General features: G+C 59.4%; 14 protein-coding genes. 5 read left to right on the top strand and 9 right to left on the bottom strand.

Annotated elements, in window-relative coordinates:
• From purU to NW834_RS09940, 3 genes are all read right to left on the bottom strand, one after another.
• Nucleotides 1-779: formyltetrahydrofolate deformylase (purU, locus tag NW834_RS09950; RefSeq protein ID WP_414426295.1), on the bottom strand; the 779-nt coding region annotated here is incomplete at its 3' end.
• A gap of 57 nt (nt 780-836) precedes the next feature.
• Nucleotides 837-1097 (bottom strand): hypothetical protein, encoded by a 261-nt coding sequence (locus NW834_RS09945; RefSeq protein WP_414409269.1) that lies wholly within the window; start codon nt 1095-1097, stop codon nt 837-839.
• Nucleotides 1098-1100: 3 nt separating this feature from the next.
• On the bottom strand, nt 1101-1445 hold the full coding sequence (locus tag NW834_RS09940; protein WP_011434012.1) for a TatA/E family twin arginine-targeting protein translocase: 345 nt from the start codon (nt 1443-1445) through the stop codon (nt 1101-1103).
• Between the two features lie 216 nt (nt 1446-1661).
• On the opposite strand from NW834_RS09940, the gene secA reads away from it, so the two are divergent.
• A complete protein-coding gene (secA, locus tag NW834_RS09935) occupies nt 1662-4535 on the top strand; it encodes a preprotein translocase subunit SecA (RefSeq protein ID WP_414419729.1) in 2874 nt (957 codons plus the stop codon).
• A 16-nt stretch (nt 4536-4551) separates the two neighbouring features.
• Here the strand turns inward: secA and NW834_RS09930 are convergent, their stop codons facing one another.
• Complete coding sequence (locus tag NW834_RS09930) at nt 4552-5472, bottom strand: TIGR01777 family oxidoreductase (RefSeq protein ID WP_414419730.1); 921 nt, start codon at nt 5470-5472, stop codon at nt 4552-4554.
• Nucleotides 5473-5819: 347 nt separating this feature from the next.
• Here NW834_RS09930 and NW834_RS09925 point away from each other — a divergent pair, with 347 nt between their 5' ends.
• The gene (locus NW834_RS09925; protein WP_238376986.1) at nt 5820-6356 is read left to right on the top strand and encodes a hypothetical protein; all 537 of its coding nucleotides are present in this window, start codon (nt 5820-5822) and stop codon (nt 6354-6356) included.
• An 11-nt stretch (nt 6357-6367) separates the two neighbouring features.
• On the opposite strand, the gene hemB is transcribed toward NW834_RS09925, so the two are convergent.
• Both hemB and NW834_RS09915 read right to left on the bottom strand, forming a co-directional pair.
• Complete coding sequence (gene hemB / locus NW834_RS09920) at nt 6368-7354, bottom strand: porphobilinogen synthase (protein WP_414419731.1); 987 nt, start codon at nt 7352-7354, stop codon at nt 6368-6370.
• Between the two features lie 25 nt (nt 7355-7379).
• Entirely contained in the window at nt 7380-8339 is a 960-nt protein-coding gene (locus NW834_RS09915) for a lysophospholipase (protein ID WP_414419732.1), read from the bottom strand.
• Between the two features lie 386 nt (nt 8340-8725).
• On the opposite strand from NW834_RS09915, the gene NW834_RS09910 reads away from it, so the two are divergent.
• Nucleotides 8726-8842, top strand: a complete 117-nt coding sequence (locus NW834_RS09910) for a photosystem II reaction center protein I (protein ID WP_011434021.1) — start codon at nt 8726-8728, stop codon at nt 8840-8842.
• 302 nt (nt 8843-9144) lie between these two features.
• Here NW834_RS09910 and NW834_RS09905 read toward each other — a convergent pair whose 3' ends face one another.
• Nucleotides 9145-9585 (bottom strand): hypothetical protein, encoded by a 441-nt coding sequence (locus tag NW834_RS09905; RefSeq protein ID WP_414419733.1) that lies wholly within the window; start codon nt 9583-9585, stop codon nt 9145-9147.
• Between the two features lie 175 nt (nt 9586-9760).
• A complete protein-coding gene (locus tag NW834_RS09900) occupies nt 9761-10405 on the bottom strand; it encodes a biotin transporter BioY (RefSeq protein ID WP_414413528.1) in 645 nt (214 codons plus the stop codon).
• Between the two features lie 62 nt (nt 10406-10467).
• Between NW834_RS09900 and NW834_RS09895 the strand changes: the two genes are divergently transcribed.
• Nucleotides 10468-11277, top strand: a complete 810-nt coding sequence (locus tag NW834_RS09895) for an inositol monophosphatase family protein (RefSeq protein ID WP_414419734.1) — start codon at nt 10468-10470, stop codon at nt 11275-11277.
• Here NW834_RS09895 and NW834_RS09890 read toward each other — a convergent pair.
• Nucleotides 11262-11849, bottom strand: a complete 588-nt coding sequence (locus tag NW834_RS09890) for a thioredoxin family protein (protein WP_041437584.1) — start codon at nt 11847-11849, stop codon at nt 11262-11264. The genes NW834_RS09895 and NW834_RS09890 overlap by 16 nt on opposite strands.
• A gap of 174 nt (nt 11850-12023) precedes the next feature.
• Between NW834_RS09890 and NW834_RS09885 the strand changes: the two genes are divergently transcribed.
• Complete coding sequence (locus NW834_RS09885) at nt 12024-12836, top strand: TatD family hydrolase (protein WP_414419735.1); 813 nt, start codon at nt 12024-12026, stop codon at nt 12834-12836.
• The last annotated feature ends 129 nt before the right edge of the window (nt 12837-12965 follow it).

The raw sequence follows: 12965 nt of genomic DNA, 5'->3' as shown, positions 1-12965 counted from the left end.
TGTCGCGGCCTTTGCGGACGAGGTCGGCAACGGTATCGCGGTGACTGACCCGCACCACGTCTTGCTCGATGATCGGCGTCTTGCTCGATGATCGGCCCTTCGTCCAGATCTTCGGTGGCATAGTGGGCAGTCGCGCCGATGATCTTCACCCCCCGTTGATGGGCGCGGTGGTAGGGGTTGGCTCCGGCAAAGGCGGGCAGGGTGGAATGGTGAATGTTGATGACCGGCGGGGCTTGGCGGAGCAGCGACCCACTCAAGACCTGCATGTACTTGGCCAACACCACCAGGTCAATTCGATATTCCTGCAGGAGAGCGAGCTGACGGGCTTCGGCTGCGGCTTTGCCCTCTGGAGAAACGGGGATGTGGTAGTAATCGATACCGAAGGAGCGGGCCACCGATTCCAGGTCGGGGTGATTGCTGATGATCAAGGGGATCTCGGCGGGCAGTTCTCCCGCCCTTTGCCGCCAGATCAGATCCAAAAGGCAGTGGCTTTGCTTGCTGGCCCACAACGCAATGCGACGGCGAGTGTCGGAAAAATGCAGTTCCCAGTTGGCTTGGATCCCACGGGCAATACCCGAAAAGGCGGGGACAATTTCCCCTCGCTCCAGTTGGAAGCCCTGCAAGTCCCACTCGATGCGGCTCAAGAACAGTCCTGCCTCGGGATCCGTATGGTGATCGGCGTGAATGATGTTGCCGCCGTAGCTGTAGATGAAGCTGGAGAGCTTGGCTACCAGCCCTTTTTGATCAGGGCAAGATACCAACAGGGTGGCACTGGGCATCGGTAGACAACAGCCTCAACTTTGTGGGGACTGGCTCTCCCCAAGAGCAATCCATTCTCAATCTACCCGGTTGATCTCTTCCAATAGCCAGGGATCCACCGGCTGGCCATCCCAACGCTTCAAGTCGATGCGAATCCACATCGCCGCAGAAGAGCCGGCAGGGGGCAGTTCCTGGTGAAACGAGATCTCATAGTCAGACGGGTTTTGGCCATGCTGCCGCAGCCAGGTCTCCACCTTAGCAGGAGCAAAGTAGGACTGCCCTTGCTCGAACAGGCGCGTGATTTCCAGGCCGAAGCAAAGGGGGTTGAAGCGGGCCATAGGTTAGGCAGCGTCTGCTGTTTGAGCGTCGTCGGCTGCGGATGGGGGGGGAGCCATCTCTGAGGTGGGTGTATCGGCTGTGGCGACCGACTCGGCTTTGGGCTCAGCCGCGGCTGCTGTTCGGGAAGCCTTGGGAGTGGCAGCAGCCGTTGTCCCGCGGGTGGCTTTTTCCAGCTCTTGGGCCTCTTTGTTCAGTTGCGCCTCGAACTCTCTGGAAGCATCCTGCAGGCTGCGCAGGGTTTTGGCCAGCGTGCGACCAATCTCCGGCAGTTTGCGGGGCCCAAAAACCAAGAGAGCCACCGCAAAGATAACCAACATTTCCGGCAGTCCAACACCCAAAAAATTCATGAGCCTCGGCAGAGTACGGTTTGGTCGGGATCCCTTCCCTAGACTGACATTTTCTCGCCGCGGACTGCAAGTAACTGCCGGCTCTCCTCATCTATCCGATGGCTCTGGTGTTTTGCTCTCAGCTCATCCAGGCCAACCTCTCCCTGGCCGGCCAAGTCAAAATGGTAGAATTGCATCGTTAATCAATCAATGTCCTTCATTGGCCTAGGCTTGCCCATGCTCCAAACCCTACAAAAGCTCCTCGGGGATCCTAACGATCGGAAGATCCGGCGGTACCGTCCTGTCGTCAAGTTGATCAACTCGCTGGAGATCGAGATCGCCTCTCTTTCGGATGCGGAGCTCAAGGCCAAGACCACAGAGTTTCGCCAGCGCTTGGACAGAGGAGAATCTCTGGACGATCTCTTGCCGGAGGCGTTTGCCGTGGTGCGGGAGGCCGCCAAGCGAGTTTTGAACTTGCGCCATTACGAAGTACAGCTCATCGGCGGCATGGTGCTGCACGAAGGCCAGATTGCCGAAATGAAAACCGGCGAGGGGAAAACCCTGGTCGCCACCCTGCCTGCCTACTTGAACGGCCTGACTGGGAAGGGGGTTCACATCGTTACCGTCAACGGCTACTTGGCGCGGCGCGACTCGGAGTGGATGGGGCAGGTGCACCGTTTCTTGGGCCTGACGGTCGGCCTAGTGCAAGAGGGCATGTCACCCGAAGAAAAGCGCCGCAGCTACAACTGCGACATCACCTACTGCACCAACAGCGAGCTGGGCTTCGACTACCTGCGGGACAACATGGCCACCGATATCAAAGAGGTGATGCAACGGCCCTTTAACTACTGCATCATCGACGAGGTGGACTCAATCCTTATCGACGAGGCCCGCACTCCCCTGATCATCTCCGGTCAGGTGGCTCGCCCCTCCGAAAAATACCTGCGGGCAGCCCAGGTGGCGCGGGAGCTGATCCGAGATGAACACTATGAGGTGGATGAAAAAGCCCGCAACGTCATCCTTACCGACGAGGGGTTTGAAGCCGCCGAGCGGTTGCTGGGGGTCTCTGACCTGTTTGATCCCAAGGATCCCTGGGCGCACTTTGTCTTTAACGCGGTGAAGGCCAAAGAGCTCTTCATCAAGGATGTCCACTACATCGTCCGCAATCAAGAGGTGGTGATCGTGGACGAGTTCACCGGGCGGGTGCTCCCCGGTCGTCGCTGGTCCGATGGGCTGCACCAGGCGGTGGAGGCCAAAGAGGGGGTGCCGATTCAAAGCGAGAGCCAAACCCTGGCCACCATCACCTACCAAAACCTTTTTCTGCTCTATCCCAAGCTTTCCGGCATGACGGGCACGGCTCGCACTGAGGAGGCCGAGTTCGGCAAAACCTACAACCTGGAAGTTACGGTGATCCCCACCAACCGACCCATCCGCCGCAAAGATGCCCCCGACTTGGTGTACAAGACCGAAAGGGCCAAGTGGCAAGCGGTTGCCGAGGAAATTGCCCACATGCACGCCCAGGGGCGCCCCGTCCTTGTGGGCACCACCAGTGTGGAAAAATCCGAACGCCTCTCGGCCATGCTCAAGGAAATGGGGATCCCCCACAACCTCCTCAACGCCAAGCCAGAAAACGTGGAGCGGGAGGCGGAGATCATTGCCCAGGCGGGGCGAAAAGGCGCTGTAACCATTGCTACCAACATGGCCGGTCGAGGCACGGACATCATCTTGGGAGGCAATGCGGAGTACATGGCCCGCCTCAAGCTGCGGGAACGGCTGATGCCCAAGCTGGCTCAATTGGACGCCGACAACCCCTTGGGATCCGTTCAGATGGTGGGACGGGGGGGTGGCCAGGGATTTGGTGGGACAGCACCCAAGCCGAAAAAATCCTGGACGGTGGTCTCCCCCAATTTTTACCCCTGTGAGCTGTCGGCCCGCACCAACCAAGCTTTAGACGAAGTGGTGGCAGCAGCCGTGACCAAGTATGGGCTGAACCGTCTGCCAGAGCTGGTGGTGGAGGATCTCATCGCAGTAGCTTCCGAGAAAGCGCCGGTGCAGGATCCGCTAATTTTGCAACTGCGGGAGGTTTACAACAGCATCAAAGCCGAGTACGAAAAAATTACTGAGGCCGAGCACGAAGAGGTGGTGAGGCTGGGGGGCCTGCATGTGATCGGTACGGAGCGCCATGAATCCCGCCGTATCGACAACCAGCTGCGGGGCCGCGCCGGGCGACAAGGGGATCCCGGCTCCTCGCGGTTTTTCCTCAGCTTGGAAGACAACCTGCTCAAGATTTTCGGTGGCGACCGGGTAGCCAAGCTCATGGACATGTTCCGGGTGGAGGAGGATATGCCCATCGAGCACCCGCTGCTCAGCAGCAGCCTGGAGAATGCGCAGAGAAAAGTGGAAGTATACTACTTCGACATGCGCAAGCAGGTGTTCGAGTATGACGAGGTGATGAACAACCAGCGGCGGGCCATCTACTCAGAGCGGCGGCGCATCTTGGAGGGGGAAAACCTCAAGACCAAGATCCTTGACTATGTGCGCAAAACCGTTGGCGAGATCGTGCGAGCGCATGTCAACCCAGAGCTGCCCCCGGAAGAGTGGGAAATTGACAAGCTGACCGCCAAGATGCAGGAGTTTGTGCCGCTCCTGAAGCAAAACCTCAAGGTTGAGGATCTGCGGGATCTCTCCTACGAGCAGATCTTGGACTACCTGATCAAGCAGGCAGAGCTGGCCTATGAGGCCAAAGAGGCTTTTCTGGATACCTTTGAGCCCGGTTTGATGCGCAAGGCAGAGCGCTTTTTCCTGTTGCAACAGGTGGACACCCTCTGGCGGGAACACCTGCAGCAGATGGAGGCGCTGCGGGAAGCTGTGGGCCTGCGAGGCTACGGTCAGAAGGATCCCCTGATCGAGTACAAGAACGAGGGCTACGAGCTGTTCCTGGAGATGATGGACAACATCCGCCGCAACACGGTGTACAACCTATTCATCTTTACTCCCCAAATTGTGCAAGTGCCCCAGGCATCGCGACCGGCTCCGGCACCCACTGCGGCTGCCAGCCCTGATCCCAGCTCTGCTTCAGGGGTGGTGGAAGCCGATTTCACGGAAGAATAATTGGCGTAGAGAGAAGTCAGCGGGGGAGGAGGATCTGTCGTAATGCCTCTTTCAGTTGTGGGTACTGGAAGGTAAAGCCCATCTGCAAAGCCGCTTGCGGGATCACTTTCTGCCCCGTCAAAACCACTTGAGCTGCCTCGCCCAACAGCAGTTCCAACGCCAGCTCCGGCACAGGCAACCAAGAGGGGCGACCCAAGACCTGGCCTAAGGTTCGGCAAAACTCTTCCATCTGCACCGGGTTGGGAGCGGTGGCGTTGAACACTCCGGATCCCTGCTCCAGCAGGAAGCAGACCAAGCTCACCCAATCCTCGCGGTGGATCCAAGACAGCCATTGTTTGCCGGAGCCGATCGTTCCGCCGATAAAAAATTGGAAGGGAGCCAACATCTGCCCCAGCGCTCCTCCATCCGGCCCCAACACAATCCCTGTGCGCACGATGGCCAAACGGATCCCCAATTCCTCAACCGGCCGGGCGGCAGCTTCCCAGGCCTGACAGACTCCTGCCAGAAAATCTTGGGCCGGGGGATCCGTCTCTGTTAAGGGTTCTCCTGCCGGATGGGATCCGTAGTAACCCACCGCCGAGCTGCTGATCATCACCTGGGGCTTTTGGTTGAGGGAGGCGAGGGCTTGGACAAGGGCCTGGGTGGTTTCCACACGGCTACGACGGATTTCTTTTTTCTTGGTCTCTGTCCAGCGAGAAGAAGCCAAAGGCTCTCCGGCCAAGTTGACAATCCCCTCGTACCCTTCCAGGGCGGCTGCCCAGGCTTGCGGTTGGTAGGGATCGTAGGGCAGCAGCTTGAGGTTGGGGGATTCCCCCAAAATGCGGCGGGCCTGCTCCAGGCGGCGGGTCAAGACCAAAACCTGATCCCCTTGCTCCAGCAAACGGGCCACCAAGCGACGCCCGATAAAACCACTTCCACCCGTGATGACAATGCGCATGATGTGGATCCGACTTGCATCTGCACAAGCCCTGTGCCGCCCTTGTCCTTTGAACGGTGCAGAGCCTTTCCGCTATTCGAACCTCTAGCCTAGCGCGTTTCCTGCCCCGCGTTGGCCATTGCCTGGGATCCCGCCATCCGTTTGCTGAGCTTGGCGAAGTGGCAGAGCCCAAGAAAGCCCAAGAATAAAAATGTTTTGCGGCAAAGCCTGACACACCTGGAAAAATCGGCTTCAATAGGCCCTAGCTGCGCTTCTTGGCAGCAGAGGTGGTTCATCGTCCCCCTATTTTCTTCCCTTCACCCGTGACACCCAAGTCTTCTTCCCGTACCCCGGCTCGCCACGTGTCTATGCGTGCAGAGCAGGTTGCTGGGCCGCGGCTGGACATCTCTGTTGCTCCACGAGTGCATCGCTCCCAAGGGCAGGGATCCCTGGTTCGGGCAGGGTTTCCCTCCTCTCTCCCAATTTCCGGTCGGCGGACGATCCCTGTCCAGCGCTCCCGCCGGCGCGGACGGCAAGAACCTGGCCACGAGCCTCAAGTCTGGGAGATGGCCTGTCACATCGGGGTGAATGTCTTGTTTACGGCGGCTGCCCTCAGTGGTTTGTATCGCCTCTTGCCGGTGCAGTTGGCTCAGCACCACCGGCTCCAGGTTCTGGAGCGGCATATCGAGGTCTTGTCCACTCGGATTTCTCGGCTGCAGGAGGGGGTGGATCGAGGTATGGATCCCTTGCAGCAGGAGGCCCTGATCAAGGAACGGCTGAATCGGGTGCCACGCAATCAAATTCAGGTGCGTTTGGTGGATCCCAGTACCTGGGTGGCGGACGACGAGAAGAACACCCACCCTTCCTGGATCGGGCAGTCCACCCAGCCGTCTGCCAGGCCGTAGGCTGCCTCTGCCTAGGCTTGTTTGAGAAGCAAGGCCACCTCTTTGGCAAAGTAGGTGAGGATGATATCGGCACCGGCCCGCTTCATGGCCAGCAGGGATTCCAACATCACTTTTTTGCCGTCGATCCAGCCTTTTTGTTCGGCGGCTTTGATCATGGCGTACTCGCCGCTGACGTTGTAGGCAGCCACGGGCAGATCCGTCGATTCCTTAACTCGGTAGATGATGTCCAGGTAGGCCAGGGCCGGCTTCACCATCACCATGTCCGCCCCCTCGGCTTCGTCCAGCTCCACTTCCTTGATGGCTTCCCGAGCATTGGCGGGATCCATTTGGTAGGTTTTTTTGTCTCCGGATTTGGGCGCGGATCCCAGGGCATCGCGGAAGGGGCCGTAGAAGGCAGAGGCATATTTGGCGGAGTAGGCCAGGATCGCCACATCGGTATAGCCTTGGTCATCCAGGGCCTCCCGAATGGCACCGACACGACCGTCCATCATGTCCGAGGGGGCCACAATGTCGGTTCCCGCCTCTGCTTGGGAGAGGGCTTGCTTGACCAAAACTTCCACCGTCTCGTCGTTGAGGATCACCCCATCCCGCACAATGCCGTCGTGGCCGTCGCTGTTGTAAGGATCCAAAGCCACATCGGTTACCACCAAGATCTCGGGGATTTCCTGTTTAATCCGCCGCACCGACCGCTGGATCAAGCCTTCCGGGTTGAAGCACTCCCGCCCGGTGGGATCCTTTTTCTCTTCCGGCACCACCGGGAACAGGGCCACCGCCGGGATCCCCAGTTGAGCGGCTTCTTCCACCTCCTTTAGCAGCAGGTCTAGGGTGTAGCGGTAGCAGCCGGGCATCGACTCCACTTCCTGCCGCTGGTTCTCCCCCTCCATGACAAACAGGGGATAGATCAGATCCTGCACCCGCAGGTGGGTTTCCTGCACCATCTGGCGGAAGGCTTCTGTGCGCCGCAGCCGACGGGGACGGTAGATCAGGTCTTGGCTCATGAGAGCAGGGGGAAAGAGGGCGTTTCTATTTTGCCATGAGGTCGGTAGGGGCTGAGCTGGTCGTTGGGCGAGGGGCGACATCCGGGGCAGAGGGAAAATGCCGAGCCAGCCAGCGGTGGAGGGTCTCTTTTACCGCTTCCGCTTGGCAGTCGTGCAAAAGATCGTGGCGCGACCGGGGAAAATCGTGGATCTCTCCCTGGGGCAGCCGACGGGCAAAATCCACAGCTCCCGCAGGATTGACGACGATATCGGCGGAGGTGTAAAGCAGCAAAACCGGCAGGCGGAGCCGATGGGCTTGATCAAGGCAGCGCTGCCCGCTGCGCGCCAGTTCGGCTGTAAATCTGGCCCGCGTCACACCGCACATGTAGGGATCCGCCGCAAAGGCGGCTTGCTGCTCGGGTAGGGAAGTCACCCGCGCCGGCTCGTAGAGGCCGGTCAAGGCCAGCTGGGGAGCAACCCTGTCCAAAACTTGCAAAAGGGCGTGGGTCAAAGGGGTGAAATAGTGGTCGATGCGAAAAGCGGGAGAGATGAGGATCAGGCCCTGCACCTGGCCGGGATGGGCAAGGGCATATTCCGTAACCCAGTTGGCCCCCGCGCTGTACCCGCACCAGATCTGCGGGATCCCTTTCTGCGGCCAGACCTGCTGGGCGATCCTCTCCAGATCCGCTTGATATTGGCTGAAGCGGTCGATCCAGCAGCGGATCCCGCCGGAGCGACCAAATCCCCGCATGTCGGGAGCCAAAACCTCCCACCCTTGAGCAGCCAACTCGCCGGCCAAAGGGCAAAACCCGCCGCCGTGATCCCCTTTGCCGTGCAAAAGCAACACCCTTCCACAAGGGGATCCCTGGGGCCAGTGGTGCAGAAAAGCCGGGATCCCATCGGAAAGCAGCAACTCCTGGGGCCGATAGATCCCCGACGAAGGTTGCGGCTGAGCTCCCGACCGCCCATCCAGAACCTCTAAGTGGCCTAACCGATCAAAAGGCATGGGCAAATCCAACACAGGTCCGGCAAGACCCGGCAAAGCCACAAATTATATCTTCCTATGTCCCGGTCGCCCGCGAGCGCTGCCGCCGCTGAGGAGCGGCAATCTTTGTTTCCAGTCCAAAATATTTCTTAACAATCTCTGCTCTTGCCGGGGATCCCCGACATGCCGGGCTTTGCAGCCTTTTCTGAGGATGGGATGAAAGGATCTCTCGGGGGGAGACTGGGGCCATTTGCGGGAAAAAGGCCCTCTGAGAGGTATGATGTTGTGAAGAAGTTTTGCGGGGTCTCAGGTTTGACGGGATCCCCTTTCTGGGGTGGTTCGCCCTTGCTTTACCATTGCCTTAGCGCCTCATCGGTTCATTCAGTCGGAAACGGGTTGCTGAAACTATGCTGTTACTGAAAATCTCTGTTTACGCGGTTGTCATCTTTTTTGTGGGGCTTTTTGTGTTTGGTTTTTTGAGCAACGACCCCTCCCGCAACCCCAACCGTCGAGACCTGGAGTAGGGGATCCCGCCTTGGGCAGCTTGCGAACCCAAGTGATAACTGGCTCATCGCTTGAGGGAGCATGCCTCTGGCCCTGTTTTTGCCGAACCTTGCTGGTTGCCCTAGCTATGGGAGAACGGATGCCCAGGGAGCTCCTGCTGGCGGGGTAGCGACAAAGTTGCTGCTGGTCATGGGTTGCAGCAGCGGTGAGCGAGATTCACGAGATTCAGTCTTGTTGCAACTCCGTCCCGCTGGCACGACCTGTGGCGGCCATTCCCCTCTGGAGTGAATGGCCTCGCCTCAAAACCGGCAACTCTGCTTGCCTACTGGAAGGCTGTAATCAGCAGTGTTTGGGATCCGGAGCGATTCTGTTGGTCAAACGCGGTAATCCGGAACTGCCAAACGCCGATGGGATCCCCGAGGGCAACGCGGAAATCGGTACTGAAGCTACAAAAGGTGGCCCCAGGGTTACAGCCGGCCTGCTGTGGGCTGAAGAATTCCCTTTGCACGCGCACGCCGCTGGGGTTGAAAGTTTCCAGCTCGAGGAACTGCGTTGGACGAGCACCGCCGGGCACACTCACCTGCACCGTGAAGGCCGGCGTGGAGGTGCCCACCCGCACCGAGGTGGGCGCATTGATAAACGAAACCGTTGGGCCTTGGGGTGGGGGCAGGATCGAACCCCCTGAGCTGCCGCCATCTCCACAGGCAGCCAGCCCGGTTGCCAAAAGGCCGGTGGCCAAAAGGATCAGAGCAGTACGTTGCATCCCTCAGTTCCTCACGAAAACCCGTCAATCCTCACAAGACCTGACTAGAATCTACACTCCCCTCAGGGACTGCCGTTAGCACGGCTCTAAGCTACTTTCTGCCTCTGCAGCTTGAGAAAAGATGCGCCACGACCTAAATCTGCATGGGCCTTTGCGCAGAGTTGATTCCCTTGCTTCAGAGCAGCAGCAAGCGCCGCAACAGCAACGCTATCACTGCAACAAAGCTGGCCACGATGAGCTGTCCCGGCAGAGTATAGCCGGAGTAAAGCCCTATCAACCTCAGCAACTCCCCATTCCAGGGTTGCGTGGCCAAAAGGTAGAGAATCCCGGTCAGGTGAACCAAGGCCAAAGCCACCAAGCTGCCGGATCCCAACTCTTGGAGGCCCACCGGGGAGTCAGGGATCCCTTCTGCCCACCGCTTCCCATCGACAGCACGTTGGCGGGCCAGAGGAGAAGGGGGTGGATAGGGATCCCGTTGCGGAAAAGCAATTGTCCCGCAGGCCCAGGCTCCTGGCAGAAACCCCAGCAAGTAGCCAAAGGCAGGCTGGTATAGGTACTGCCACCCTCCCCCTTGGGCAAACACCTGTAGCCCTGCCAGCCCCAACCCCAGGTAGACGATCTGGGCGCACACCGCCGCCACCGGCCCCGCCAAACAAGCCGTCAGCAACACGCCCCCGATTTGCAGCGAAAAGCTGTATCCCCCCAACCCAGGCAGCCCGGGCGGAAAACTCAAATGGGTTAGGGTGCCCAAAATGGTCAGGAGGACCCCAATCGCCGTCCAAAGCCATTCCAGAGGAGTTAAGAGCAGGCCAGACCGCATAACCGGGGGGAAACCCTTACTCTATGCTAAGAGGGGAGACGCGCAAATAGGGTGGGCAAAAGGTGGTCAAGGCAGAGTGGATTGAACTGGCCCAGGCCCTGGCCGATGCTGCCGGAGCGGTGATTCGCCCCCTGTTTCGCGGAGAACTGCAAGCCGAATACAAAGAGGCCCGCTCCCCAATTGTGACGGTGGCCGACCGGGAGGCAGAGCGGGCCATGCGAGCTTTGCTGATGGCCCAAGTGCCAGAACACAGCATCCTTGGCGAAGAGTTTGGTTTTCACCAGACGGGATCCCTCTACACTTGGGTTTTGGATCCCTTGGATGGCACCATCGCCTTTTCCACCGGCAAGCCCACCTTTGCTACTCTGATTGCCCTCTTGGAAGAAGACCGCCCCATTTTGGGCATCATCGATCAACCGGTGTTGCGGGAACGCTGGCTGGGGGTGCGGGGACAGCCCACTCAATGGATAACCCCCTCTCACCGACAGGCTGCTCAAACCAAGGCCAATACCGACCTCAGCCGCGCCTACTTGAGCTGTACCACCCCTGATTTGTTCACCCAACCCGACCAACAACGGTGCTTCCAGGGGCTCAGCCAGGCGGTTCACATCACCTCCTATGGCGGCGATGGCTACCAGTACGGCCTGCTGGCCAGCGGCTGTGTGGATCTGGTGATGGAGTGTGGCCTTGCCCTCTACGATTTTGCTGCCCTTGTGCCGGTGATTGAGGGATCCGGTGGCGTGATTACCGATTGGCGAGGGGATCCCTTAACCCGCACCTCCACCGGAGAAGTGCTGGCGGCGGCCAACCCCAGCTTGCATCGACAGGCCCTGGCCGTGATTCAAAAAAGCGGGATCTACCCAGCGAAATAAGCAGGCTCATTGCCAGGTTTCCACTTGATGTTGCAGCCCAGGCTGGGCTTTTGGTCGGGATCGATGGGCTTGCCGGCCAGAAGGTTATCCAGCGCCGCCCGCAAATCTTTGCCCGTCACCGGCACATCGGTCAGGCTGGGACGGCTGTCGTCCAGTTGACCCCGATAGACCAACTTGCGATCCGCGTCGAACAAGAAAAAGTCGGGGGTGCAGGCGGCGGTGAAGGCTTTGGCCACCTCTTGGGTTTCGTCGTAGCAGAAGGGGAAGGTAAAGCCCAAGGTCTCGGCCATCTTCTTCAAGTTCTCTGGGCTGTCATCCGGGTATTTCTCCACATCGTTGGCGCTGATGGCTACAATGCCGACGCCGCGATCCTTGTAATCTCTGCCAAGGCGGGCCAGCTCCTCTTGCACGTGCTTCACATAGGGACAGTGCTGGCAGATGAACATCACCAGCAGGGCCGGCTTGTCGGCAAAGGTGGAGAGGGAGATGGTTTGGCCGCTCACCACATCCGGCAGGCTGAAGTCAGGGGCTGGGGTGCCCAAAGGCAGCATGGTTGAGGGGGTACGGGCCATAACAAACCTCCGGCGTAAGGTTTCCTCAATCATTGTGGATCATCCTGCTCCCACAGGAGCCGTCGCAAGGGGATCTCGCCGGCAAACGGGAGCGCCGGAAGGGATCCCAAGCAGGCCGGGGACAGCTTTTACAATTGGATAAGGTTGGCAACACGATTGTTGGGGAGCTGAGCCTTGAGCACCGCCGTCTTACCTGCTGCTCCTTTGGTGGATACTCACGTCCACCTCAATTACCCCGATTTTGCCGCGGATCTGCCCCAGGTGGCCGAGCGCTGGCGTCAGACGGGGATCCGGCGTTTGGTGCATTCTTGTGTAACACCGGCAGAATTCCCCCAGTTGCAGGCCATTGCCGACCAGTATCCGGAAGTATTTTTGTCGGTGGGGCTGCACCCTTTGGAGGCGGGCCAGTGGCAGCCCGATTTGGCCGAAAAGATCGCCCACCTGGCCGCCAGCGACGAGCGAGTGGTGGCTATCGGGGAGACGGGCCTGGATTTCTACAAGTCCAACCCGGCGGATATCGAGCGGCAAAAAGAATCCTTCTGGGCCCAGATTGCCATTGCCCAAGCGCAGGATCTGGCGTTGATCGTCCATTGCCGCGAGGCGGCAGCAGCCACCTACGCCATCCTCAAGGAGGCCATGGCCACGGGGGGGCCAGTGCGGGCGGTGATGCATTGCTGGAGCGGATCCCCGGTGGAAACCCGGCAGTTTGTGGAGCTGGGCTGCTACATCAGCTTCAGCGGCATTGTTACTTTCAAGAACGCCGAGACTGTCCGCCGGTCGGCCTTGGAGGTGCCCCTATCCCAGCTTTTGGTGGAAACCGATTGCCCTTTTCTGGCTCCCACCCCCTTCCGCGGCAAACGCAATGAGCCGGCCTATGTGCAGCGGGTGGCCCAAACCTTGGCGGAGCTGTTGGGAATCCCGCCGGAAAAACTGGCAGAAGAAACCAGCCAAAATGCCGCTCGCCTGTTTCAGCTGCCTCTCCTCTAGCTCTGCTTTCCGAGGGCGCGGGTGAGCCGTAGGCCATTCCCGGCTCCAGATCTCAGCTAGAAATCGCAGGAGCCCCGCACTGTACCCGTAGGGTCAGTGCCGGGAGGAATGCGCTTTGATGAAGTACAA

Origin of the sequence: Synechococcus sp. R60.1, from assembly GCF_047461835.1 — a bacterium.
Lineage (GTDB): Bacteria > Cyanobacteriota > Cyanobacteriia > Thermostichales > Thermostichaceae > Thermostichus.
Note: the sequence above shows the minus strand (reverse complement) of the source record. Positions and strands in the feature narration are given on the sequence as shown.